Annotated in this window: 20 protein-coding genes and 1 pseudogene; 9 read left to right on the forward strand and 12 right to left on the reverse strand. The window is 62.6% G+C overall.

Going from position 1 to position 23339, the window contains the following annotated elements:
• Positions 1-106: 106 nt before the first annotated feature.
• Entirely contained in the window at positions 107-1471 is a 1365-nt protein-coding gene (locus BMW74_RS19410; protein WP_093425254.1) for a formimidoylglutamate deiminase, read from the forward strand.
• 132 nt (positions 1472-1603) lie between these two features.
• Here the strand turns inward: BMW74_RS19410 and BMW74_RS19415 are convergent, their stop codons facing one another.
• Both BMW74_RS19415 and BMW74_RS19420 read right to left on the reverse strand, forming a co-directional pair.
• Entirely contained in the window at positions 1604-2173 is a 570-nt protein-coding gene (locus BMW74_RS19415) for a lipocalin family protein (protein ID WP_093425257.1), read from the reverse strand.
• Between the two features lie 35 nt (positions 2174-2208).
• The gene (locus BMW74_RS19420; protein ID WP_093425260.1) at positions 2209-2463 is read right to left on the reverse strand and encodes a hypothetical protein; all 255 of its coding nucleotides are present in this window, start codon (positions 2461-2463) and stop codon (positions 2209-2211) included.
• A gap of 283 nt (positions 2464-2746) precedes the next feature.
• On the opposite strand from BMW74_RS19420, the pseudogene BMW74_RS25800 reads away from it, so the two are divergent.
• Positions 2747-3769: pseudogene (locus tag BMW74_RS25800) on the forward strand (cache and HAMP domain-containing protein); the annotation flags it as partial.
• Between the two features lie 93 nt (positions 3770-3862).
• Entirely contained in the window at positions 3863-4627 is a 765-nt protein-coding gene (locus BMW74_RS25805; protein WP_371911796.1) for a methyl-accepting chemotaxis protein, read from the forward strand.
• Between the two features lie 61 nt (positions 4628-4688).
• Here BMW74_RS25805 and BMW74_RS19430 read toward each other — a convergent pair whose 3' ends face one another.
• The 4 genes from BMW74_RS19430 to BMW74_RS19445 all read right to left on the reverse strand — a co-directional run bounded on the left by BMW74_RS19430 (position 4689) and on the right by BMW74_RS19445 (position 11367).
• The gene (locus BMW74_RS19430) at positions 4689-5291 is read right to left on the reverse strand and encodes a DUF924 family protein (protein WP_093425266.1); all 603 of its coding nucleotides are present in this window, start codon (positions 5289-5291) and stop codon (positions 4689-4691) included.
• A 3-nt stretch (positions 5292-5294) separates the two neighbouring features.
• A complete protein-coding gene (locus tag BMW74_RS19435) occupies positions 5295-6305 on the reverse strand; it encodes a class 1 fructose-bisphosphatase (RefSeq protein WP_093425269.1) in 1011 nt (336 codons plus the stop codon).
• 146 nt (positions 6306-6451) lie between these two features.
• Entirely contained in the window at positions 6452-7819 is a 1368-nt protein-coding gene (locus BMW74_RS19440; RefSeq protein WP_093425274.1) for a DUF3999 domain-containing protein, read from the reverse strand.
• A complete protein-coding gene (locus tag BMW74_RS19445) occupies positions 7816-11367 on the reverse strand; it encodes a DUF2339 domain-containing protein (RefSeq protein ID WP_093425282.1) in 3552 nt (1183 codons plus the stop codon). The genes BMW74_RS19440 and BMW74_RS19445 overlap by 4 nt, the downstream gene beginning before the upstream one ends.
• A 299-nt stretch (positions 11368-11666) precedes the next feature.
• Between BMW74_RS19445 and BMW74_RS19450 the strand changes: the two genes are divergently transcribed.
• Positions 11667-12101 carry a YkgJ family cysteine cluster protein gene (locus tag BMW74_RS19450; RefSeq protein ID WP_093425285.1) on the forward strand — a complete coding sequence of 145 codons (435 nt, stop codon included), beginning with the start codon at positions 11667-11669 and terminating at the stop codon, positions 12099-12101.
• Between the two features lie 197 nt (positions 12102-12298).
• Here the strand turns inward: BMW74_RS19450 and typA are convergent, their stop codons facing one another.
• Positions 12299-14119 carry a translational GTPase TypA gene (gene typA, locus BMW74_RS19455; protein ID WP_093425287.1) on the reverse strand — a complete coding sequence of 607 codons (1821 nt, stop codon included), beginning with the start codon at positions 14117-14119 and terminating at the stop codon, positions 12299-12301.
• Between the two features lie 140 nt (positions 14120-14259).
• Entirely contained in the window at positions 14260-15714 is a 1455-nt protein-coding gene (thiI, locus tag BMW74_RS19460; RefSeq protein ID WP_093425289.1) for a tRNA uracil 4-sulfurtransferase ThiI, read from the reverse strand.
• A 330-nt stretch (positions 15715-16044) separates the two neighbouring features.
• On the opposite strand from thiI, the gene glnA reads away from it, so the two are divergent.
• The 4 genes from glnA to ntrC all read left to right on the forward strand — a co-directional run bounded on the left by glnA (position 16045) and on the right by ntrC (position 20618).
• Positions 16045-17451 (forward strand): glutamate--ammonia ligase, encoded by a 1407-nt coding sequence (glnA, locus tag BMW74_RS19470; RefSeq protein WP_093425291.1) that lies wholly within the window; start codon positions 16045-16047, stop codon positions 17449-17451.
• 187 nt (positions 17452-17638) lie between these two features.
• Complete coding sequence (locus BMW74_RS25275; RefSeq protein ID WP_175479265.1) at positions 17639-17791, forward strand: hypothetical protein; 153 nt, start codon at positions 17639-17641, stop codon at positions 17789-17791.
• A gap of 308 nt (positions 17792-18099) precedes the next feature.
• The gene (gene glnL / locus BMW74_RS19475) at positions 18100-19185 is read left to right on the forward strand and encodes a nitrogen regulation protein NR(II) (protein ID WP_093425293.1); all 1086 of its coding nucleotides are present in this window, start codon (positions 18100-18102) and stop codon (positions 19183-19185) included.
• Complete coding sequence (gene ntrC, locus BMW74_RS19480; RefSeq protein WP_093425295.1) at positions 19182-20618, forward strand: nitrogen regulation protein NR(I); 1437 nt, start codon at positions 19182-19184, stop codon at positions 20616-20618. Before glnL ends, ntrC begins: the two co-directional genes overlap by 4 nt.
• 423 nt (positions 20619-21041) lie before the next feature.
• Here the strand turns inward: ntrC and BMW74_RS19490 are convergent, their stop codons facing one another.
• Positions 21042-21482: a hypothetical protein gene (locus BMW74_RS19490; protein WP_093425297.1), complete on the reverse strand. Its 441-nt coding sequence runs from the start codon at positions 21480-21482 to the stop codon at positions 21042-21044.
• Here BMW74_RS19490 and BMW74_RS19495 point away from each other — a divergent pair.
• Complete coding sequence (locus BMW74_RS19495; RefSeq protein WP_093425299.1) at positions 21481-21936, forward strand: tRNA (cytidine(34)-2'-O)-methyltransferase; 456 nt, start codon at positions 21481-21483, stop codon at positions 21934-21936. The genes BMW74_RS19490 and BMW74_RS19495 overlap by 2 nt on opposite strands.
• A gap of 124 nt (positions 21937-22060) precedes the next feature.
• Here the strand turns inward: BMW74_RS19495 and secB are convergent, their stop codons facing one another.
• From secB to BMW74_RS19510, 3 genes are read right to left on the reverse strand one after another with little or no spacing between them, the layout of a single operon-like run.
• A complete protein-coding gene (secB, locus tag BMW74_RS19500; RefSeq protein WP_093425301.1) occupies positions 22061-22543 on the reverse strand; it encodes a protein-export chaperone SecB in 483 nt (160 codons plus the stop codon).
• A gap of 42 nt (positions 22544-22585) precedes the next feature.
• Positions 22586-22840, reverse strand: a complete 255-nt coding sequence (gene grxC, locus BMW74_RS19505) for a glutaredoxin 3 (protein WP_093425303.1) — start codon at positions 22838-22840, stop codon at positions 22586-22588.
• Position 22841: 1 nt separating this feature from the next.
• Positions 22842-23255, reverse strand: a complete 414-nt coding sequence (locus tag BMW74_RS19510) for a rhodanese-like domain-containing protein (RefSeq protein ID WP_093425305.1) — start codon at positions 23253-23255, stop codon at positions 22842-22844.
• Between the last annotated feature and the right edge of the window lie 84 nt (positions 23256-23339).

Consider the following 23339-nt stretch of genomic DNA (forward strand, 5'->3'; position numbering starts at 1 on the left):
TTCGTGAATGAAGTGAAAGAGTACAAGCCACTAGCTTGCCGGAGTTTACCGAGCAGGCAAACGTCTGTATATGTATATACAAATAAACACGATGGGGAACCGAACCATGTCCGCCTTCTTTGCCGAACGCGCGCTATTGCCTAGTGGATGGGCCAACCATGTACGTCTTGAGGTCGGCGCCGACGGCCTGCTGACCCACATCCAGGCCGATGCGAGCGCGCAAGGCGCCGAACGGTTGCGTGGTCCGCTGCTGCCGGGCATGCCCAATTTGCACTCCCACGCGTTCCAGCGCGCCATGGCCGGGCTGGCCGAAGTGGCGGGCAACCCGAACGACAGTTTCTGGACCTGGCGCGACTTGATGTATCGCCTCGTCGGAAAAATCAGCCCCGAACAACTGGGGGTCATTGCCCGCCAGCTGTACATCGAAATGCTCAAGGCCGGCTACACCTCGGTCGCCGAATTCCACTACGTGCACCATGATCACCACGGCCAGCCGTACGCGGACCCGGCCGAGTTGTCGCTGCAGATCAGCCAGGCGGCCAGTGCCAGCGGCATCGGCCTGACCCTGCTGCCCGTGCTCTACAGCCACTCGGGGTTTGGCGGCCTGGCGCCCAACGAGGGCCAGCGGCGTTTTATCAACAGCACCGAAAACTACCTGGCCCTGCACGCGCGCTTGCAGCCGGTCCTGGCCGCGCAACCGGCGCAGCAACTGGGGCTGTGCTTCCATTCCCTGCGCGCGGTCACCCCGCAACAAATCAGCGAAGTGCTGGCCGCCAGCAACCGCGATTGCCCGGTGCATATCCATATCGCCGAGCAACAAAAGGAAGTCGACGACTGCCTGGCCTGGAGCGGGCGCCGGCCGTTGCAATGGCTGTACGACAACGTCGACGTCGATCAGCGCTGGTGCCTGGTCCACGCGACCCACGCCAACCCGGAAGAAGTCAGCCTGATGGCCAAGAGCCGGGCGATCGCCGGCCTGTGCCTGACCACCGAAGCCAACCTGGGGGACGGGATTTTCCCGGCCGTGGAGTTCCTCGCCCAGGGCGGGCGCATGGGCATCGGTTCCGACAGCCATGTGTCGCTGAGCGTGGTGGAAGAACTGCGTTGGCTGGAATACGGCCAGCGCCTGCGCGATCAACGCCGCAACCGCTTGTATGGCGCCGAGCAACCGATGGTCGGCCGCACCCTGTATGACGCCGCACTCGACGGCGGCGCCCAGGCCCTCGGCCAGCCGATTGGCGAGTTGGCCGTCGGCAAGCGCGCCGACTGGCTGGTCCTGGACGGCAATGACCCGTACCTGGCCACGGCCAGCGGCGACGGGATTCTCAATCGTTGGCTATTCGCCGGCACCGACCGCCAGGTGCGCGATGTGCTGGTGAATGGCAAGTGGGTGGTGCGCGACGGGCATCATGCGGGGGAGGAGGAAAGCAATCGGGCGTTCACCCAGGTCCTGCGCGAGCTCTTGGGCTGACTCAAGAACCCAATGTGGGACAACCCCCTGTGTGGGAGCGAGCCTGCTCGCGAAAGCGCGGTGTCAGGCACCATTAAAGTCGCCTGACACGCCGTCTTCGCGGGCGGGCTCGCTCCCACAGGGGATGTGCGACTACTTCGAGGCTCGCGCCATCGCGGTATCCGATACCCGCCAGATCAGTCGCGTGGTGTCGTACCCCTGCTGACGCGCCCGGCTCAGCAGTTCCTCGCGCGTGTCGGGGTTGATGTCGGGCTTGCGTGACAACAGCCACAGGTAACGACGATTGGGGTTGCCGACAATTGCCGTCTGGTAGTCATCGCTGACATACAGCACCCAGTAGTCGCCCTTGACCACACCGGGCAACAGCCGGGTAAACCAGTTATCGAAGTTCACCCACAGCTTGTCCGTCTGCCCCGCCACCTGCGGCGTCGCCGTGCCCATGACCTGCTCCCACTTCGACTCGGGGGTCAGGCAACGGTTGAGCACGTCCATGTCACCGTCCGCCCGCAGGGTGTAGTGGGCCTCGGACTGCGCGCAATTGCGCTGGAAGTACAGGGGCATACGCGCCAGCTCATACCACGTGCCCTGATAGCGTTTGAGATTGACGCTACCGGCCGTCTTCGGCGCCAGTGAATCGGTGCCGGAGGTGGCACAGCCAGCCAGCAACAAGCTGGCCAAAAGAGCAACTGCAAAGCGCATCATTATTCTTCTCTGGTGGGCGCAAGCGCCCTGAGTGGTTACTTCAGGCCTTGCCCGGAAAACATCAGTACTTTGTCACCGGCATACTGCACGCTGATAAAGCTGTTCTTGTCACCCCAGGTGCAACTGGACATGCCCAGCGCGCCGGAACAGTCGGTCGGTGTACCCAGCAGGGTCTCGACTTCAGCCTTGGGCATGCCCGTCGACAGTTTCGAGTAGTTTTGCTGGTTGACCTTGCTGCAGGCGGCCAACAGCACACAGAGGGACAGCAAGGCGATAGATCGCAGCGACATGGTGAAACTCCTGGAAAAAAGAGGGCGGCATGGCTGCCAACCTGAAGCTTAGAAGAGAAAACCCCCATCCGGTTCCCAGCGTTACCGGGTATTTCTTCGCGATCAGAACCACCCGAACGCCACGCAGTCAGGCCCCTGCAGGCATTTCGTCGGATTTCATCCGGCGCACCTCATCTTTGCCGCCCGCCAGTCGACATAGAAGCAACGCATTGCCCTGCTGTGGCAATTTGTCGCCCCTCGTTGATTAGCCTTCCCGCGGTAGCTCCTGCCCATGACCAGAAACATGAAGTTCAGTCACAAGATCCTGCTCGCTGCGGCCCTGGTGGTCGCCGTTGCATTCGCCTGTTTCATCCTGTTCAACGATTACCGCCAACGCCAGACCCTGCGCACCAGCACCGAAGCCTCGATGCAGGAACTGGGCAGCCTGACCACGAGCAACATCCAGACCTGGCTGGAAAGTCGCATCCAGTTGCTGCAATCCCTGGCCCAACAAGTGGCTGTCGACGGCCCGGCCCTGGACAACCTCAAGCGTGCCGTCGGCCTGCCGGCGTACGCCCGCAACTTCCAACTGAGCTACTTCGGCAGCGCCGATGGCGTGATGTATTCGGTGCCGGCCGGCAATCGCGCAGCGGACTACGACCCGCGCACCCGCGGCTGGTACAAGGCGGCCAATGGCGCCCAGCAGACCATCGTCACCGAACCCTATATCGCCGCGTCTTCGGGCAAGCTGGTGATCACCGTTGCCACCCCGGTGCAACATCAAGGCCAGATGGCCGGCGTGGCTGGCGCGGACATCGACCTGTCCAGCGTCAGTGCGATCATTAACTCGCTGAACTTCGGTGGCCATGGCCATGCGTTCATCGTCAGCAGCGACGGCAAGATCCTGATTCACCCGGACAGCCAGTTGGTGCTCAAGAACCTCAGCGAGGCCTACCCCGCCGGAGCGCCGAAAATCACCCCTGGCATGCAGGAGGTCGAAGTCGACGGCCAGCGCCAGTTCATCTCCTTCACCCACGTCAACGGTGTGCCGTCGGCCGACTGGTATGTCGCCCTGGTGCTCGACCAGAACACCGCGTTCGCGATGCTCGGCGAGTTCCGCACCTCGGCATTGATCGCCATGGTCATCGCCGTGCTGATCATCATCACCTTGCTGGGCGTGCTGATCCGCGTGTTGATGCAGCCGTTGCTGGACATGGGCCGGGCCATGCATGACATCGCCGAGGGTGAAGGCGACTTGACCAAACGCCTGACCATCCACGGCCAGGACGAATTCGGCGCCCTGGGCACCTCGTTCAACCGTTTCGTGGAGCGCATCCACACCTCGATCCGCGAAGTGGCGTCGGCCACCGGGCAGGTCAACGAAGTCGCCCTGCGGGTGGTCAGTGCGTCCAACTCGTCGATGTTCAATTCCGATCAGCAGGCCTCGCGCACCAGCAGTGTCGCCGCCGCCATCAACCAACTGGGCGCAGCCGCCCAGGAAATCGCCCAGAACGCCGCCCTCGCCTCGCAACATTCCAGCGATGCCCGCAGCCTGGCCAAGGATGGCCAGCAGGTGGTGGATCAAACCATCGCCGCGATGCAACAACTGTCGGCCAAGATCAGCGACTCGTGCGGCAACATCGAGACCCTCAACAGCCACACGGTGAACATCGGGCAGATCCTCGAAGTGATCACCAGCATCTCCCAGCAAACCAACCTGCTGGCGCTCAACGCGGCGATTGAAGCGGCCCGCGCTGGTGAAGCCGGACGCGGTTTTGCGGTGGTGGCCGATGAGGTGCGCAACCTCGCCCATCGTACCCAGGACTCGGCGCAGCAAGTGCAGACCATGATCGAGGAGCTGCAGGTCGGCGCACGCGAGGCGGTGAGCATCATGACCGACAGCCAGCGCCAGAGCGAAAGCAGCGTGGGCATCGCCAACCAGGCCGGCGAGCGCCTGGGCAGCGTGACTCAGCGCATCGGCGAGATCGATGGCATGAACCAATCCGTGGCCACCGCCACCGAAGAGCAGACCGCGGTGGTCGAGTCGATCAACGTCGACATCACCGAGATCAACACCCTCAACCAGGAAGGCGTGGAGAACCTGCAATCGACCCTGCGCGCCTGCGCCGACCTTGAACAACAGGCGGCACGGTTGAAGCAGTTGGTGGGCAGTTTCAGGATCTAGTGTCCTTGATGGACCCTTCGCGAGCCCGGCTCGCGAAGGCGACCTACGCCGCACAGCCGATTTAAAACCGCGAGCCCGGTTGCGATAGGAACGCCAGCTCCTGCGCCGTCGACTCACGCCCCAGCAACGCATTGCGATGGGGAAACCGGCCAAACCGGGCGATGATCCTTTGGTGCTGCTCGGCGTAGTCCAGGTTATCGGCGAACACCGCGCGATCGGCCTCGGGTTGCTGGTTCAGCAGCTCGGTGAACCGTGAGATGGCGTCATCCTGCACCGCGAGGCTTTCGCTGTGCTCCAGCACCAGGTAGATGAACACCCGCTGGATGGGCCGCAGTTGCTGGTCGAAACCCGCGGCAATACCTTGGGCCACGAGCTGCTGGGCACGCGGGTCGCCGGAAAACGCCTGGGGGGTATCGCGAAAGATCATGCGCGGCAATTGATCGAGTAACAGCACCAAGGCCAGCCAACTGTCGGGACGTTGCGTCCACTCAGTCAAACCACCGGCCAGTGCCTCTTGCACCCAGTCCCCGAAACGCCTGCGCGCTTCGAGGTCCTGGCTGTCACGCTTGCCAAACCACAACCCGCCCTTCTCGGCCGCTACGTCGCCCGGGTGGTCGGCTGAACCGAACCACCATTCGAGCAACGGCTGCCAGGGCGCGTTCATGGCTTAGGCCTTGTGGTAGGCCGTGACACGTTCAACTTCTTCCTTCGAGCCCAGGAACACCGCAACACGCTGGTGCAGGCCTTCTGGCTGGATGTCGAGGATGCGCTGATGACCGTCAGTGGAGGCACCACCGGCCTGTTCCACCAGGAACGACATCGGGTTGGCTTCGTACATCAGGCGCAGTTTGCCCGGCTTGGACGGCTCGCGGCTGTCGCGTGGGTACATGAACAAGCCACCACGGGTCAGGATGCGGTGCACATCGGCGACCATCGCGGCGACCCAACGCATGTTGTAGTTCTTGTTCAGCGGACCGTCTTCGCCGGCCAGCAATTCGTCGACGTAGCGTTGTACCGGGGCTTCCCAGTGACGCTGGTTGGACATGTTGATCGCGAATTCCTGGGTGGAAGCCGGGATGGTGATGTCTTCGTGAGTCAGCACGAAGCTGCCCATTTCACGGTCCAGGGTGAAGCCTTTGACGCCGTCGCCCAGGGTCAGCACCAGCATGGTCTGCGGGCCGTAGATGGCGTAACCGGCGGCGACCTGCTGGGTGCCCGGCTGCAGGAAGGCCTTTTCATTCAAAGGCTCGTTCTGGGTCAGGTACTCGTTCGGGCAACGCAGCACCGAGAAGATGGTGCCGACCGGCGCGTTGATATCGATGTTCGACGAACCGTCCAGTGGGTCGAATACCAACAGGTAGGCGCCCTTCGGGTACTTGCCCGGGATCTGGTAGGCGTTGTCCATTTCTTCGGACGCCATGCCGGCCAGGTGACCGCCCCATTCGTTGGCTTCGAGCAGGATCTCGTTGGAGATCACGTCGAGCTTCTTCTGCACTTCGCCCTGTACGTTTTCCGTGCCCATGCTGCCCAGCACACCACCCAAGGCGCCTTTGGACACGGCGTGGCTGATTTCCTTGCAGGCACGCGCCACGACTTCGATCAGAAAGCGCAGATCGGCAGGAGTGTTGTTGCTGCGGGTCTGTTCAATCAAATAGCGACTCAGGGTAACGCGGGACATGGACGGCTCCGGAGGACAGGGGGGGCTAAAAACCCGCGCAGTTTAACGCGAGTCGCGGCGCTTTGGCTGCTATCTGACGAGAATCACTCAACTGAGTTCATGTGCCGGGTTGAGCGTAGTCGCAAATGGCGCGGATGTGGCCGCCCTCAGGGCTTGACCGGCGGCTTGCGCAGTAAGCTGAACGCCATGGCACCGAGAAACAGCACACTGAGCAACAACACCGCCCACAGGCCGAACGTCTTCCAGTCAGTCTCGCCAGCCCGCGGTGCCACGGACAGCGTCGACGGCGGAGTCAGCCGCGCGGCGCCCTCCACCTGGGCGTGCCCCAGGCTCGCCAACCGCTGGGGGCTGTAGCCGGGAATCAGCGTCGACAACGGCAAGCTCGCCGCCTTCGCGGTCGCGCTGCCCAGCGCCAGGGTGTACGGGCCGTCGCCCCGCGCCAGGAACACCAACTGTGCCGCGCCCACCGCGTAGCGCACGCTCGGGACCTGCGCCCCCAGGCCGCCGCCACGCTCATCGACGGTCAATTTCAACTGCTGCACCACCTGCCCCGGCAGCGCCAATTGGTTCTGCACCACCTCCTGGCCATTCTGGGATAAGCGATAGAGCAGGCCACTGTTCAAGGTCCGCCACGGTAGGCTGCTGTCGCGACGACCGGCCAATGTCACCGGCGCCAGGCTGTTGGCTTGGTTCAGTGCCACCTCCAGGCGCTCGACGTTCAAGCCCATCGGCAATTGCCAGGTGTATTCGCCGGGCGCGGAGGCGGTGCCCGCCAACGGCTCGGACCAGCTCAACGGCTGCACCACGCTGCCGGCCGTGGCGCTTTGCAATCGCGCCGAGGTCAACATCGGCGCGGCCTGGGGCGATTGCCACAGCAGGCGCAAGTAGCGTGCGCGCGCGCCGGGCAAGGCCACTTCATGCTGTTCCACGCGCTCATCGGCAAACGACAAGCGTGCCACCTGGCCATCCCCCCAGGCCTGCCAATCCTGCAAGTCGTCGCTGGCCTCGAGGGTGAAGCGCTGGAAGCCGTCCTGCGCGCTGGACCAGTCGAGGATCAACTGCTGCAACGGCGCCTTGATCGCACTGGCATCCAGCAGCCAGCCGCGACGCACAGCGTCGCTGGCCCCCGGGGTGCTGGACGGCTGCACTTGCACCAGCGTGCCGTTGGCAGTGGACTCTACACGCACACTCGGGGCGTCAGCGTCGGCCGAGGCGTACAGCGGGAACCACTTCACGTCATGCAGCGCCAGGGTTTCACTGCTCCCGGCTTGCTCGCGCGCCAGGGAGTAGGCCTGCACCTCGCCCGCCGCGTTGAAGACGCGCACATCGCTCAAGTCGCTCTGGCGGGCATTCAATTGCACCGCCAGCGGCAGCTCCAGGCGATACCACGGTCCCTCGCCGCTCAGGCTCAAGGGCACTTGCGTGGCGAAGTCCGTCGGGGCTTCCTGGGCCTGGGCCTGGGCCAACAGCGCCGCGCCAATCCCCACCACACCCAGCCATAGCTTCGCACTCACGGTGATACTCCTTCAGATTCAGTCTCAGGCGTCGCTTCGACACGCTTGGGCGGCAACGGGGCGAAATAGCCCACCACCAGCAGCAACACGCCCACGCCGATGAACGATACGATCCGCGCCAGCCCGCCCCGGTTGCTCAATTCGACAAAGATCAGCTTGGCGACCACCAGCGCGATCAACGCCGCACCCACCAGCCACACTTCCCGGCGATGACGCAGATGGCCGCCGATCATCAGACCCAGGGCAATCAAGGTCCAGACGATGGACAGGCACGCCTGCACCAGCATCGATTCGAGCAACGCCTCCAGCTCATACGGCACGCCGCCCCAATGGTGGGCGCTGCGCATCACCACCGCGGTGAAGAACGCGAACAGCGACACCCCGGCCACCCCTTCGCTGACGAGCCCGGCATGTTTGAAACCCATCGCCATCTGGCCCAGCGCACTGCGCGACCACAGGTACACGCCGAACAGGGCGAACAGCAGGCCGAGGTCCAACGGATTGAGCAATGGCACATAGGGCAGGGGTTCGGCGTTGCCCGAGCTGACGATGTTCGCCAGCCAGAACCAGCCCAGCATCAACACCGCCAGCGGCAGCGCGGCGTAGACCCGATATTCGCGGGCATACGTCGACACCGGCCACGGCCAGGCACGGGGCGCCGCCATCAGCACCAGGTACAGGCTCGGCAAGATCGCCCAGCCCAGCCAGCGCCAGGCGTTGTACTGCTCGGACAACACCAGCAGGCCATAACGCAACTCCAGCGCCAACACGCTGATCAACACCCAGCAACCCAACACATGGGCGACGCTCGCCACCTGCGCCGGGAGCATCGGCGCCAGGCGCCGCAGCGAAACGAAGTGCACGACGAACAGCGCGGTCCATGCCAGCCAGCCGAAATCGGCCGCCGGGTGATAACGCCCATACGAGGCCGACCACAACACCGTCGCAGCGGCCGGGATCAGCAAGGTGCACAGCACGCCCAGCGCCGACCAGTTCAAGCGCAAGGCCAGCCACGTCCAAAGCGTCACGCTCAACGCGGCCAGGCCCAGCAACAATGCGGTGTGCAACTCGACCGGGGCAAAACGCAGCACCTCGGTCAGCCAGGCCAACGCCCACCAGGCCGCGCCCCAGGCCAGCAGCAACTCGGACAAGCGCCGCAGGCTCAGGGCTTCGAATGCGCTGGCATGCTTGCCCACCTGCAAGCGCCAGGCGCCAACCATCGCCGCCAACCCCAACACCATCGGCGCCCAGAATCCACCGTGGGCCAGCGGTTGCAGGCCCTCGCGGGTCAACGGTCCCAACAGGTCCGGGGCCGCTATCAGGAACGCCGCGCCGCCGATCACCTGCAACACCAACCCAAACACAAAGCTCACGCGTTGCTGCAGGTACAGGCTCAACCAGATGATCAACACGCCACTGGCCGCCCACACCGCACTCGCGGTTTGCCAGGGCAGGACAAACAACACCGCCAGGTTGATCAGCGCCAACCCGGCCAGCAGCACCAGCGACAAGCCGCGCAGCACGCGCACATCGGCGCGCACCAGGGTGTCGCGGGCCGCGAGCAGCATCCCGCCGATCAGCGCCAGGCCGATCAACGAGGCGCTCATCAAGCCGGCCCAACCGGCGCTCAAGACGGCCGTCGAATCACTGCTGGCACCTTGCAGCCGCAGCAGGAACAGCACGCCGCCGAGCAACTGCACGGCAAACGCGGTGAACAGGAAGGTCCGCGATTGCAGGCGCAGGCCGACAAACAACGTCACCAGCCCCATCAGCGCCCAACTGATCGCCGTGCCCTGGACAAAGAAGAACAGCGGCGCCAGCAGGTAGAGAAAGATCAGTCCGGCGCACGCCAGCACCGGCAAGCCTCGGCGTTCCCAGGCATGGGTTTGCTCGGGCAAGGCATTGCGTAGCTGATAGAAGGTGAACAGCAATGCGATCCCGAGCATCAACGCGCCCAGCGGCGCACCGTCGATCAGGCTGGAAGCGCCGATGTTCAGCTCACGGACGAACGCCAGCGCCGAGCCCAGTTGCAGCAGCACGGCAAAGGCCCGCGCCAGGGGACGATGCTGGCGCAAACCGAGCCAGTAGATCCCCGCGCCTTCGACCGCCCAGGCGGCGGCCGTCCAGCGTGCATCCAGGCCCAGGGGAATCGCCAGGCTGGCGAAGATCACCCCCAGCGCTAGGCAGGTTTCGCCCAGCAACACGGCCCGCCCGCCACTGAGTACGCGGGCCAGGCCCATGTAGATAAAGCCCAGCAACAGCGCGCTGAAGGCCGCGGCGAACGCCAGGTGATGGACCAGCGCGAACTGCAAGCCAAAGCCCACCAGCGGCGGACCGAAGAGCAGCGTGCCGTCGACGTAGTCGCCCTTGCGCGCCGACCAGTGCAGCAGCGCATCGCGGCCACCCTCCTCGGGGGCATCGCTCAGCTCCAGCAGTTTGCGTCGGGCGAACAGCAGGCCGATGGCCAGGTACATCAGGAAGAACAGGATCAGGAACGGCTCGGTGCTCCACAGCAGTTCCGCTGTGTAGGAACGCAAGCCCCAGGCCAGGCCGATGCCGAACGTACCCACGAAGCCGATCAGGTTCAGCAGGCGCCAGGCCTTGAACCAGGCGATGCCCAGGATGCCGGCATTGAGCAGGGCAAAGTAGCTGAACAGCGCGACATGGTTGCCGGCGCCGGTGGACGTCAGGATCGGCGCGGCGAACCCGCCCAATGCGGCGGCGCAGGCCAGGGCGAGGGAGTCCTGGGTGATCGCCAGGATCGCCGAGAACACCGTCACCACCACCAGCAGGCCAAGGGCCGCAGTCGGGTCGAGCAGCAGGTGCAAGCGCATGGCGGCGAACACCGTCAAATACAGCACGGCGATGCCGGTGCCCTGGAGGATCAGCGCGTATTGGGTATTGCGCAGGCGCAGCCACCATCCCAGGCCAAGCAACGCCAAGGCCGCCGCCGCCACACCGGCATACCGCAGCTCGATCGGCACCACCATGCCTTCGGTGGCATAGCGCAGCAGGAACGCCAGGCCGAAGAACAACAGCACCACACCGACCCGTAGCACCGTGTTGCCGCCGAACAGCCAGGTGCGCCCGGCGCTGATGGCGCGCTCGAACAGCGTGGGGCCGCGTGGTTCCGCCGGGGGGAGAGGTGCGGCGGGGTGCGCAGGTGGCGCGACCCACAGGTCGACCGGCGCGGGCTCGACGTGGCTCGGGGCCTGGGCCACGACGCTCGCGGGTGGCAGCTCCCAGACCAACTCGGGCGCGGCCGGGGCTGCAGCCGCCGGGGCCAGGGTCTCCTCGGCAACGGGGACCGCCACACTGATCGGCGCGGCACCGCCGTCCAGCGCCGCCAGCCGCTGCTCAACCGCGGCGAGGGCCACCTGTGCCTGCTTCAGCGCCCGCCCCTGCTGTTGCGCTTGCGCGTTCAAGCGCCGGAGCATGAACACCTGGCCGACCGCCAGGCCGATCAGGGCGCCGATCAGGGCATCACTGAACGACTCATCGAGTAGCCAGCCCAGCACCAGGCCTATGAGCATGAACATCCATTGCATGGTCGATTTCCCTATGCGGCCCGTTGCCGAGCGAGACCGGACGATTGAATGCCGAGCCCATATTTAATGGTGCCTACGGCACTCAAACATCCAGCAAACCTGCCGCTCAGTATATCCACCCGCCCCAATAGCCATAGGAGACTTTTCCTAAAGTGCCTGCCTGACGCCGCGCCCTGAAACGCTGGGCGGCGTACGGGCCAACGCACCGGTCGGCCGAGCCTCCGGAAAAAGTTGTTCAAAAAACCACCAATCCCGTATGATCCCGCGCCCTGATACAACGCTCCCCCCTTGGAAACCCGATGAAGCCTCAACTGATCGCCGCCGCGGAACTCGACCGTCTCGAAACCTGGCAGAAGTATTCCAGCCATATGTGCGGCGGCTGCATCTCCAGCTGCTGCACGTTGCCGGTCGAGGTCAAGATCAAGGATCTGATCCGCATTGGCATCGTCGACGAGTTCGAACGCGGCGATCCGCCGAAGAACATCGCCAAGCGCCTGCAGAAGGAAGGGATCGTCGAGCGCTACAACAACAAGTCCGAGATCTTCACGCTGCAGCGCATGAGCAACAACGATTGCCTGTACCTGGATCGCAAGAGCCGCTTCTGCACTATTTATGACAAGCGCCCGGATACCTGCCGCAACCACCCGAAGATCGGCCCGCGGCCTGGGTATTGCGCGTACAAGCCAAAGGAAGTGGTGCGCGAGACCCAACTGCGGACACTGGACAAGTTCTGATCCGGATGTTCGCTGCCTGACAAGGCCTCTTCGCCGGCAAGCCGGTCTCGCTCCCACAGGGTTGTGTGAACACCACGGACCTCATGTGGGAGCGAGCCTGCTCGCGATAGGGCCGCTCAAACACCACACCCCCCAGACAAACAAAAACGCCCCCGACCTTGCGGTCGGGGGCGTTTTTTTGCCGCTAACTAAATGACTTAGTTACCGGACTTCTTGGCAGCGCGGGTACGCTCGCTTTCGCCCAGGATCTTCTTACGAAGACGGATGGACTTCGGCGTCACTTCGCACAGCTCGTCTTCTTGTACGAATTCCAGGGCCTGCTCCAGGGTGAAGCGGATAGGCGGAACCAAAGCGATGGTTTCGTCTTTACCCGATGCACGCATGTTGTCGAGCTTCTTGCCCTTGGTTGGGTTGACACCCAGGTCGTTGTCGCGGCTGTTGATGCCGACGATTTGACCTTCGTACACGTCTTCGCCGTGGCCCAGGAACAGCTTGCCACGTGCTTGCAGGGTTTCCAGCGAGTAGGTCAGTGCCTTACCGGTAGCGACCGAAACCAGCACGCCGTTCTGACGGCCGGACATGTCGCCGGACTTCATCACGTCGTAACGGTCGAAGATCGAGGTCAGGATGCCTGCACCGGAGGTCAGGGTCAGGAACTCGTTACGGAAACCGATCAAGCCACGCGCCGGGATGTTGTACTCAAGGCGCACACGGCCCTTGCCATCCGGAACCATGTTGGTCAGGTCGCCCTTACGGATACCGATCTGTTCCATGATCGCGCCCTGGGACTCTTCTGGCAGGTCGATGGTGACGTTTTCGTACGGTTCGTGCTTAACGCCGTCAACCATGCGGATGATCACTTCCGGACGACCAACACCCATTTCGAAGCCTTCGCGACGCATGGTTTCGATCAGTACCGAGAGGTGCAGCTCACCACGGCCGGAGACCTTGAACTTGTCAGCCGAGTCGCCTTCTTCAACGCGCAGAGCAACGTTGTACAGCAGCTCTTTGTCCAGACGCTCTTTGATGTTACGGCTGGTCACGAACTTGCCTTCACGGCCGCAGAACGGCGAGTCGTTAACCTGGAAGGTCATCGAAACGGTAGGTTCGTCAACGGTCAGCGGCTTCATCGCTTCGACGTTCAGTGGGTCGCACAGCGTGTCGGAGATGAACAGCTGGTCGAAGCCGCTGACGCAGACGATGTCGCCGGCAGCTGCTTCTTCAACGTCGATGCGGTGCAGGCCGTGGTGACCCATCAGCTTGAGGATACGACCGTTGCGGCGCTTGCCGTCGGCGTCGATAGCCACCACCTGGGTGTTAGGCTTGACGCGACCGCGAGCGATACGGCCAACGCCGATAACACCCAGGAAGCTGTTGTAGTCCAGTGCGGAGATCTGCATCTGGAACGGGCCGTCACGGTCGACTTTTGGCGCCGGAACGTGGTCGACAATGGCCTGGTACAGCGGGGTCATGTCTTCAGCCATGTCGGTGTGTTCCAGACCGGCAATGCCGTTCAGGGCCGAGGCGTAGACGACTTTGAAGTCCAACTGTTCTTCGGTAGCACCCAGGTTGTCGAACAGGTCGAAGATCTGGTCCAGAACCCAGTCCGGACGTGCGCCCGGACGGTCAACCTTGTTGATCACCACGATCGGACGCAGGCCAGCCTGGAAGGCCTTCTGGGTCACGAAACGGGTTTGCGGCATAGGGCCGTCTTGAGCATCGACCAGCAACAGAACGGAGTCGACCATCGACATTACGCGCTCAACTTCACCACCGAAGTCGGCGTGGCCCGGGGTGTCCACGATGTTGATGTGGTAGCCGTTCCAGTTGATGGCGGTGTTCTTCGCCAGAATGGTAATACCGCGCTCTTTCTCCTGGTCGTTGGAGTCCATCACGCGCTCGTCGTTGAGCTCACTGCGCTCCAGGGTGCCGGATTGACGCAAGAGTTTGTCTACCAGGGTGGTTTTACCGTGGTCAACGTGAGCAATGATGGCGATGTTGCGTAGATTTTCGATCACTTGTGTATCTCGATCAGAGGATTCGGTGTGCTGACAAGTCTTGGCAGCCATTTAAACGTTGCGTCCGTCAAGCCGGTTACGGCTTGACGGCGGCGTCGGGGGGCCGGTGACGCAGGCCACAGGCAAACAGCCCCGGGCTCTTAGCTCGGTCGATAAACGCGCACATTGGCATGCCCCTCACTGAGCAAATGGTGGGCATGCAGGCGACTCATCACGCCTTTGTCGCAATACAACAGGTACTGGCGAGTAGGGTCCAGTTCCTTGAAACGAGCGTTCAGTGCATAAAACGGCATCGCTTGTACCTCGATGCCAGCAAGCCCCAGCGGTTCGTCTTCAACGGCATCAGGATGACGGATGTCGATGACGATTTGCCCTGCCAGCGCCTCACTGACTTCTTCTATCTGCAAGTCCTGGCCCAATTCGTCGATGACTCGATCGATGGGGACCAGCTTGGCGTTCTCGAGCGCACGCTCAAGGACCGCCATGTCGAATTCTTTCTCTTCGTGCTCCACGCGTGGTTTCTTGGCGTGGGTCTTGGGGTTCACCGAGATGACCCCGCAGTACTCTGGCATGTGCTTGGCGAAGTCGGCGGTGCCGATTTCGTTGGCCAGGTCGATGATGTCCTGCTTGTGGCTGGCGATCAGCGGGCGCAATACCAGCTTCTCGGTCACGCAGTCGATCACGTTCAGGTTCGGCAGCGTCTGGCTGGACACTTGGGAGATCGCCTCGCCCGTCACCAGTGCCTCGATGTCCAGGCGATCGGCGATTCGGGACGCCGCGCGCAACATCATACGCTTCAATACCACGCCCATATGACTGTTATCGACTTTGCCGAGAATTTCTCCCAGCACTTCCTCGAACGGCACACTGACAAATAGCACGCGTTGGGAGCTGCCGTACTTCTTCCAGATGAAGTGCGCGACTTCCATCACGCCCAATTCGTGGGCTCGCCCACCCAGGTTGAAGAAGCAGAAGTGCGCCAGCAGCCCGCGGCGCATGATCTGGTAGGCGGCGACGGTCGAGTCAAAGCCGCCGGACATCAGCACCAGGGTCTGTTCCAGCGCGCCCAGCGGGTAACCGCCGATGCTGTTGTGCTGGTTGTGGATGACAAACAACCGTTTGTCGCGAATCTCGATACGCACTTCGATTTGCGGCTCTTTGAGCGAGATTCCGGCCGCGTTGCACTGGCGACGCAGCTGGCTGCCGACGTATTTCTCGACATCCATGGAGCTGAATTCGTGCTTGCCGGCCCGCTTGCAGCGCACCGAAAAGATCTTCCCGGCCAGGGCCTCGCCGAAGTGCTCCTGGCACTTGGCGACGATGTCGTCGAAGTCACCCAATGGGTACTCATCGACCTGCAGGAAATGCGCGATGCCCGGCATGCAGCTCAGGCGATCGGTCATGTCCTTCAAGGCTTTGGGGTCAGTGACGCGGGTTTCCAGCTCGAGGTTGTCCCACACGCCGTTCACCACCACAGCCGGGTCCAGATCGCGGAGTACGGCACGGATGTTCTTGGCCAACTGACGGATGAAACGCATCCGTACCGGGCGGCTCTTGATGGTGATCTCGGGGAAGACTTTTACGATTAGTTTCATGAAAACAGCGCGCGCTTAGCCAGCCGAAAAAGGGGGGCGCGGATTATAGCGGAAATTGCTCAAGGTTTAACCAGTTAATATGCAGAAGGTTTTGCGTGCACCAAAACGGGTCATTTATGGCGGAAGACGCTACATTAGAGGGCGGTATTTTCCGCCTTTATGCCGTTTACAGCGTTATAAGCGTGATATTGGGGCAAAAAACCCAAGTCGGGGCACTGGCATGCAATTTGCTCCCTTGTGAGGCAGGTTGCCGTGGCAGAGTATGCGCGCCGGCATCACCCACATTCCAAGGGCATTCCACTACCCGCCCGAAGCCACCCGGAGGACACTATGTCGAAGTCGGTTCAACTCATCAAAGATCATGACGTCAAATGGATTGATCTGCGCTTCACGGACACCAAAGGCACTCAGCACCACGTGACCATGCCGGCTCGCGACGCGCTGGATGACGCCTTCTTCGAAGAAGGCAAAATGTTCGACGGTTCCTCCATCGCTGGCTGGAAAGGCATCGAAGCCTCCGACATGATCCTGATGCCGGACGACAGCACCGCTGTCCTCGATCCGTTCACCGAAGACCCAACCCTGATCATCGTCTGCAACGTGATCGACCCTTCGACCATGCAAGGCTATGACCGCGACCCACGTGCGATCGCCAAGCGCGCCGAGGACTACCTCAAGTCCACCGCCATCGGTGACACCGTATTCGTCGGCCCGGAGCCTGAGTTCTTCATCTTCGACCAAGTGAAGTTCAAGTCCGACATCTCCGGCTCCATGTTCAAGATCTTCTCCGAACAAGGTTCGTGGATGTCCGACCAGGACGTGGAAGGCGGCAACCATGGCCACCGTCCAGGTATCAAGGGCGGCTACTTCCCGGTTCCACCGTTCGACCACGACCACGAAATCCGTACCTCCATGTGCAACGCCATGGAAGAAATGGGCCTGGTCATCGAAGTGCACCACCACGAAGTGGCGACTGCCGGCCAGAACGAAATCGGCGTGCGCTTCAACACCCTGGTGGCCAAGGCTGACGAAGTCCAGACCCTCAAGTACTGCGTACACAACGTCGCCGTTGCCTACGGCCGTACCGCGACCTTCATGCCTAAGCCTCTGTACGGCGACAACGGCTCGGGGATGCACGTTCACCTGTCCATCGCCAAAGATGGCAAGAACACCTTCGCTGGCGAAGGCTATGCCGGCCTGTCCGACACCGCCCTGTTCTTCATCGGCGGCATCATCAAGCACGGTAAGGCCCTGAACGGCTTCACCAACCCGTCGACCAACTCCTACAAGCGTCTGGTCCCAGGTTTCGAAGCGCCAGTGATGCTGGCCTACTCGGCACGCAACCGTTCGGCTTCGATCCGTATTCCTTACGTGTCCAGCCCGCGCGCTCGTCGTATCGAAGCACGCTTCCCGGATCCGGCTGCCAACCCATACCTGTGCTTCGCGGCCCTGCTGATGGCTGGCCTGGACGGTATCCAGAACAAGATCCACCCAGGCGACGCCGCCGACAAGAACTTGTACGACCTGCCGCCTGAAGAGGCCAAAGAGATCCCACAAGTGTGCGGCAGCCTGAAAGAAGCCCTGGAAGAGCTGGACAAGGGCCGTGCGTTCCTGACCAAGGGCGGCGTATTCAGCGATGACTTCATCGACGCTTACATTGCCCTGAAAAGCGAAGAAGAAATCAAGGTTCGCACCTTCGTACACCCACTGGAATACGAGCTGTACTACAGCTGCTGATCCAGTAACGCCCGCACACGCGGCGTGACAAAAACAGGCCTCCTTCGCAGGGGGCCTTTTTTATGGGAAAAATTCGCCACAACCTCGCGGACAATTCCTCCAGCCAACAGCTCCGCGCCCGGCATCCCCACTCCCCCCTGCCTTTTACCCTGGCGACACCTTCACTCAGCCAGCCCAAGGACCCACCATGCCAACCCGTCCCCTGTATGCCCTGCTCATGACCCTCGCCCTGCTGACTGCCGCCGGGTGCAGCGCAAGCGATGTCGAACTCACCCTGGAGCGAGACATGCTGCTTTACGGCAGCACCGCCACGCACGACGCCCTCAACCAGCAAAGCTGACCCGCCAACAGGCGAACCCGACGCACACGCCGTCGGGTTCCCGGGTTTAATTTGAACACTGACAGGATTGCGCACTATATTGGTGCAGCAATCTGCACCCTTCCCACTTGCCCTACCCATTTTGGTTCGAAAATACTCGCAAGAGCCGGCAGAACCCGACGCAACGGGAGCTAAAGCGCCAATTTCAGGGGTTTATTGCTTCGTTTCGGAGCCTTGGTTTGGTTTTTGCATTTTCCTCGCATCAGCGCCCTACCTGCGCGCGCACGCCGGGATCAGCCCCGGGCTGCCCTGCTCCAAAAGAGGTCCTAATGACCATCAGCGACGCACTGCACCGCTTGCTACTCGACAACCTGACCACCGCCACCATTCTGCTCGATGCCCAACTGCGCCTTGAGTACATGAATCCGGCCGCGGAAATGCTCCTGGCCATCAGTGGCCAGCGCAGCCACGGGCAGTTCATCAGCGAGCTGTTCACCGAGTCGCCCGAAGCCCTGAATTCGCTGCGCCAGGCCGTGGAGCACGCACACCCGTTCACCAAGCGCGAAGCCATGCTCACCGCCCTGACCGGCCAGACCCTGACCGTCGACTACGCCGTGACGCCGATCCTCAGCAACAGCGGCACCCTGCTGCTGCTCGAAGTCCACCCCCGCGACCGCCTGCTACGCATCACCAAGGAAGAGGCCCAACTGTCCAAGCAGGAAACCAGCAAGATGCTGGTGCGCGGCCTCGCCCATGAGATCAAGAACCCCCTGGGCGGGATTCGCGGCGCGGCCCAGTTGCTGGCCCGCGAGCTGCCGGAAGAAAGCCTCAAGGACTACACCAACGTCATCATCGAGGAAGCCGATCGCCTGCGGAACCTGGTGGATCGCATGCTCGGCTCGAACAAGCTGCCGTCGCTGGCGATGTGCAACGTCCACGAAGTGCTGGAGCGGGTGTGCAACCTGGTGGAAGCCGAAAGCCAGGGCGGCATCACCCTGGTGCGCGACTACGACCCGAGCATCCCGGACGTGCTGATCGACCGTGAACAAATGATCCAGGCCGTGCTGAACATCGTGCGCAACGCGATGCAGGCGATCAGCAGCCAGAACGAGCTGCGCCTGGGCCGCATCACCCTGCGCTCGCGAACCCTGCGCCAGTTCACCATCGGCCACGTGCGCCACCGCCTGGTGACCAAGATCGAAATCATCGACAACGGCCCGGGCGTGCCCGCGGACCTGCAGGAAACCATCTTCTTCCCCATGGTCAGCGGCCGCCCGGATGGCACCGGGCTGGGCCTGGCCATTACCCAGAACATTATCAGCCAGCACCAGGGCCTGATCGAATGTGACAGCCATCCAGGCCACACCACCTTCTCGATCTTTCTGCCACTGGAACAAGGAGCCACATCGACATGAGCCGTAGTGAAACCGTGTGGATCGTCGATGACGACCGTTCGATCCGTTGGGTCCTGGAGAAAGCGCTGCAGCAGGAAGGCATGACCACCCAGAGCTTCGACAGCGCCGATGGGGTGATGAGCCGCCTGGCACGCCAGCAACCGGACGTGATCATCTCCGACATCCGCATGCCCGGCGCCAGTGGCCTGGATTTGCTGGCCCGCATCCGTGAGCAACACCCACGACTGCCGGTGATCATCATGACCGCGCACTCGGACCTGGACAGTGCGGTCGCCTCCTATCAAGGCGGTGCCTTCGAGTACCTGCCCAAGCCGTTCGACGTCGATGAGGCGGTGTCGCTGGTCAAGCGCGCCAACCAGCATGCCCAGGAGCAACAGGGCCTGGAGGCTCCGGTGGCCCTGACCCGCACCCCGGAAATCATCGGCGAAGCGCCGGCGATGCAGGAAGTGTTTCGCGCCATCGGGCGCCTGAGCCATTCCAACATCACCGTGCTGATCAACGGCGAGTCGGGCACCGGCAAAGAGCTGGTGGCCCATGCCTTGCACCGTCACAGCCCGCGCGCGACCTCGCCGTTCATTGCGCTGAACATGGCGGCCATCCCCAAGGACCTGATGGAGTCCGAGCTGTTCGGTCATGAGAAAGGCGCGTTCACCGGCGCCGCCAACCTGCGGCGCGGGCGCTTTGAACAGGCCGACGGCGGCACGCTGTTCCTCGACGAGATCGGCGACATGCCGGCCGACACCCAGACCCGCTTGCTGCGAGTCCTGGCCGATGGCGAGTTCTATCGCGTGGGCGGCCACGTGCCGGTCAAGGTCGACGTGCGCATCATTGCCGCGACGCACCAGAACCTGGAAACCCTGGTCCACGCGGGCAAGTTCCGCGAGGACCTGTTCCACCGCCTGAACGTGATCCGCATCCACATTCCGCGCCTGTCGGACCGTCGCGAAGACATTCCGACCCTGGCCCGGCACTTCCTCGCCCGCGCCGCGCAAGAGCTGGCGGTGGAGCCCAAGCTGCTCAAGAACGAAACCGAGGAGTACCTCAAGAACCTGCCGTGGCCCGGCAACGTGCGCCAACTGGAAAACACCTGCCGCTGGATCACGGTGATGGCGTCCGGGCGCGAAGTGCACATCAGCGACCTGCCGCCGGAGCTGCTGAGCCTGCCCCAGGATTCGGCCCCCGCGACCAACTGGGAGCAAGCGCTGCGCCAATGGGCCGACCAGGCGCTGGCACGCGGCCAGTCGAACCTGCTCGACAGCGCCGTGCCGGCGTTCGAGCGGATCATGATCGAAACCGCCCTCAAGCACACCGCCGGCCGCCGCCGCGACGCCGCCGTGCTGCTGGGCTGGGGCCGCAACACCCTGACCCGCAAGATCAAGGAGCTGGGGATGAAGGTCGATGGCGGGGATGAGGATGACAGCGACGAGGGTTGACGCCACACACGACGACACCGTGTGGGAGCGAGCCTGCTCGCGAATGAAAGGACAATGAGCATCAGCGTTGACGGTGCAGCCACCTTCGCGAGCAGGCGCGCTCCCACATGGGCTCTGCCCGAGGGCCATGCACCGCTTGAATGCACCATGGTCCGGTATCGCGCACAACGCTTGAGCCGGCAGCCTGAACGGCCTCTGCTGTAAAAAACCGAAAGCCCCGTAATCCGGGGCTTTTCGTTACCCGAAACAAAATCTAAAGACTTTCCAAGAACCTGGCACGGCCCCTGCAATAGTCCAATCACTACCCAGTTTCGGGGGCCTTGGTACAGGCAGGCCGGGGATTCCCCTCTTTACATCCGGGGTTCGAACGAACTCCACACCCTTTTGGGGTCCCTGATACAGGCAGGTCAGGGATTCCCTCTTTTATTGCTCCTGGAGCTCGATCTCCAACCGCCAGCGACCATCGACCTCGCTGCCGGCCCAGTCGCCCTTCAGTGGCCGGGCCGCCACCAGCGTCAGCAACAAACCCGTGTCAGTGGGGCGCACCCGCCAATTCACATCCCGGGCGTTGACCTTCAACTGCCCTTTGTCCGCCTTGCCCTCAGCCTGGAACAACAACGCCACCGAGCCATCGACGATCTCGCCGTGCAACTGGGGCTCGCTGTCGAACCACACCTGCAAGCCCTGTGCGCCGACCTCGACCTGCTGCAGCCGGACGGGCTCGGGGGTGGTCAGGCGACCGATCATCAGGCCGACCATCACCCCGACAATCGCCAGCGACGCCATGACCCGCGGCAATAGCTTCGGCCGTCGATCCACTTCCGGCGTAGAATGCCGGGCATCTTTATCTTCGGAGCCGTGCATGTTTCACGTCATCCTTTTTCAACCAGAAATTCCGCCGAACACCGGCAACGTTATCAGGCTGTGCGCCAACAGTGGCTGCCACCTGCATTTGATCGAGCCGCTAGGCTTCGAGATGGACGACAAGCGCCTGCGCCGGGCCGGACTCGATTACCACGAGTACGCCACCCTGCAACGCCACGCCGACCTCGCCAGTTGCCTGGAAAGCCTGGGTCAGCCACGCCTGTTCGCCTTCACCACCAAGGGCTCGCGGCCATTCCATGACGCCCGCTTCGCCGAGGGCGATGCCTTCCTGTTCGGCCCGGAAAGCCGTGGCCTGCCCGCGGACGTGCTGGACGCCCTGCCGGACGGTCACCGCCTGCGCCTGCCGATGCGCGAAGGCTGCCGCAGCCTGAACCTGTCCAACACCGTGGCGGTGGCCGTGTACGAAGGCTGGCGCCAACTGGGCTTCAAGTAATCCCCAAACAAATGTGGGAGCGGGCTTGCTCGCGAAGAGGTCAGTACATTCAACATTGATGTTGGATGACCCACCGTCTTCGCGAGCAAGCCCGCTCCCACATGGGGGCTTGCGCTAGTTCAACTTACTGAACGGTCTGCGAACCGCCTTCCTGCAGACGCTGCACTTCTTGCGCGTACAGCGCGTCGAAGTTGACCGGCGCCAGCATCAGGGCCGGGAACGAACCACGGGTCACCAGGCTGTCCAGGGTCTCGCGGGCGTACGGGAACAGGATGTTCGGGCAGAACGCACCCAGGGTGTGGCTCATCGACGCAGGGTCGAGGTTTTTGATCAGGAAGATACCGGCCTGCTGGACTTCGGCGATGAACGCCACTTCGTCACCGTTTTTCACGGTCACCGACAGGGTCAGCACGACTTCGTGGAAATCGTCTTCCAGCGTCTTCTGGCGGGTATTGAGGTCCAGACCGACACTCGGCTCCCACTGCTGGCGGAAGATCGCCGGGCTTTTCGGCGCTTCGAAGGACAGGTCACGCACATAAATGCGCTGCAAGGAGAATTGTGGTGCGGATTCTGCTTCGGTAGCGGCGGTGTTCTGTTGGTCAGTCATCTCAGATCCTTTCTGATCTTGGGGCTTTTATAGGGAAAGAGTTCAAGCCTTGAGCATCGCGTCGAGCTTGCCGGCGCGGTCCAGGGCAAACACATCATCACAACCACCAACGTGGGTGCTGCCGATCCAGATCTGCGGCACGGATGTACGCCCGGCCTTGCTGGCCATCTCGGCGCGCACTTGCGGCTTGCCATCGACCTTGATCTCTTCGAAGGCTACGCCCTTGCTCGCCAGCAAATGCTTGGCGCGCGAGCAGTAGGGGCAGTAATCGCTGGAGTAGACGACGACGTTCGCCATATCACTTCACCAATGGCAGGTTGTCGGCTTTCCAGCTGGAGATCCCACCGGACAGCTTGGCGGCGGTGTAGCCGGATTTCATCAGTTCGCGAGCGTGAGTGCCAGCGGTCTGACCCATGGCGTCGACCAGGATGATGGTCTTGGCCTTGTGCTTCTCCAGCTCGCCGATGCGGGCGGCCAGTTTGTCCTGGGGAATGTTCACCGCGCCCACGATGTGGCCGGCGGCGAAGTCCTTGCTCGGACGCAGGTCGATCACGATGCCGGTGTCCCGGTTGACCAGGGCCGTCAGCTCACCCGTGCTCAGGCTGCGACCGCCGCCTTGCATTTGATAAGCGATCAACAGCGCCAGCAGCACGACGAAGATACCGACGAGCAGGTAGTGGTTAGTGGCAAATTCAATCAGGTGAGCAACCATCGAAGGAGGTTCCAGGGCGTTAAAATGTCGGCCAGTATACACAGCCACTATGGTGGGCCAAACCCCGTCTGGCGGTGACGGCAT

Origin of the sequence: Pseudomonas sp. ok272, from assembly GCF_900109995.1 — a bacterium.
Classification (GTDB): domain Bacteria; phylum Pseudomonadota; class Gammaproteobacteria; order Pseudomonadales; family Pseudomonadaceae; genus Aquipseudomonas.

What these genes read in the sequence shown, in the direction of transcription:
- BMW74_RS25275 (WP_175479265.1), top strand. Translation starts at nt 17,639, where the DNA reads ATGCCAACCCGTCCCCTGTATGCCCTGCTCATGACCCTCGCCCTGCTG.
- glnL (WP_093425293.1), top strand. Translation starts at nt 18,100, where the DNA reads ATGACCATCAGCGACGCACTGCACCGCTTGCTACTCGACAACCTGACC.
- grxC (WP_093425303.1), bottom strand. Translation starts at nt 22,840, where the DNA reads ATGGCGAACGTCGTCGTCTACTCCAGCGATTACTGCCCCTACTGCTCG.
- BMW74_RS19510 (WP_093425305.1), bottom strand. Translation starts at nt 23,255, where the DNA reads ATGGTTGCTCACCTGATTGAATTTGCCACTAACCACTACCTGCTCGTC.
- BMW74_RS19495 (WP_093425299.1), top strand. Translation starts at nt 21,481, where the DNA reads ATGTTTCACGTCATCCTTTTTCAACCAGAAATTCCGCCGAACACCGGC.
- thiI (WP_093425289.1), bottom strand. Translation starts at nt 15,714, where the DNA reads ATGAAACTAATCGTAAAAGTCTTCCCCGAGATCACCATCAAGAGCCGC.
- BMW74_RS19415 (WP_093425257.1), bottom strand. Translation starts at nt 2,173, where the DNA reads ATGATGCGCTTTGCAGTTGCTCTTTTGGCCAGCTTGTTGCTGGCTGGC.
- BMW74_RS19445 (WP_093425282.1), bottom strand. Translation starts at nt 11,367, where the DNA reads ATGCAATGGATGTTCATGCTCATAGGCCTGGTGCTGGGCTGGCTACTC.
- BMW74_RS19430 (WP_093425266.1), bottom strand. Translation starts at nt 5,291, where the DNA reads ATGAACGCGCCCTGGCAGCCGTTGCTCGAATGGTGGTTCGGTTCAGCC.
- BMW74_RS25805 (WP_371911796.1), top strand. Translation starts at nt 3,863, where the DNA reads ATGTTCAATTCCGATCAGCAGGCCTCGCGCACCAGCAGTGTCGCCGCC.
- BMW74_RS19435 (WP_093425269.1), bottom strand. Translation starts at nt 6,305, where the DNA reads ATGTCCCGCGTTACCCTGAGTCGCTATTTGATTGAACAGACCCGCAGC.
- BMW74_RS19420 (WP_093425260.1), bottom strand. Translation starts at nt 2,463, where the DNA reads ATGTCGCTGCGATCTATCGCCTTGCTGTCCCTCTGTGTGCTGTTGGCC.
- glnA (WP_093425291.1), top strand. Translation starts at nt 16,045, where the DNA reads ATGTCGAAGTCGGTTCAACTCATCAAAGATCATGACGTCAAATGGATT.
- secB (WP_093425301.1), bottom strand. Translation starts at nt 22,543, where the DNA reads ATGACTGACCAACAGAACACCGCCGCTACCGAAGCAGAATCCGCACCA.
- BMW74_RS19490 (WP_093425297.1), bottom strand. Translation starts at nt 21,482, where the DNA reads ATGCACGGCTCCGAAGATAAAGATGCCCGGCATTCTACGCCGGAAGTG.
- ntrC (WP_093425295.1), top strand. Translation starts at nt 19,182, where the DNA reads ATGAGCCGTAGTGAAACCGTGTGGATCGTCGATGACGACCGTTCGATC.
- BMW74_RS19450 (WP_093425285.1), top strand. Translation starts at nt 11,667, where the DNA reads ATGAAGCCTCAACTGATCGCCGCCGCGGAACTCGACCGTCTCGAAACC.
- BMW74_RS19410 (WP_093425254.1), top strand. Translation starts at nt 107, where the DNA reads ATGTCCGCCTTCTTTGCCGAACGCGCGCTATTGCCTAGTGGATGGGCC.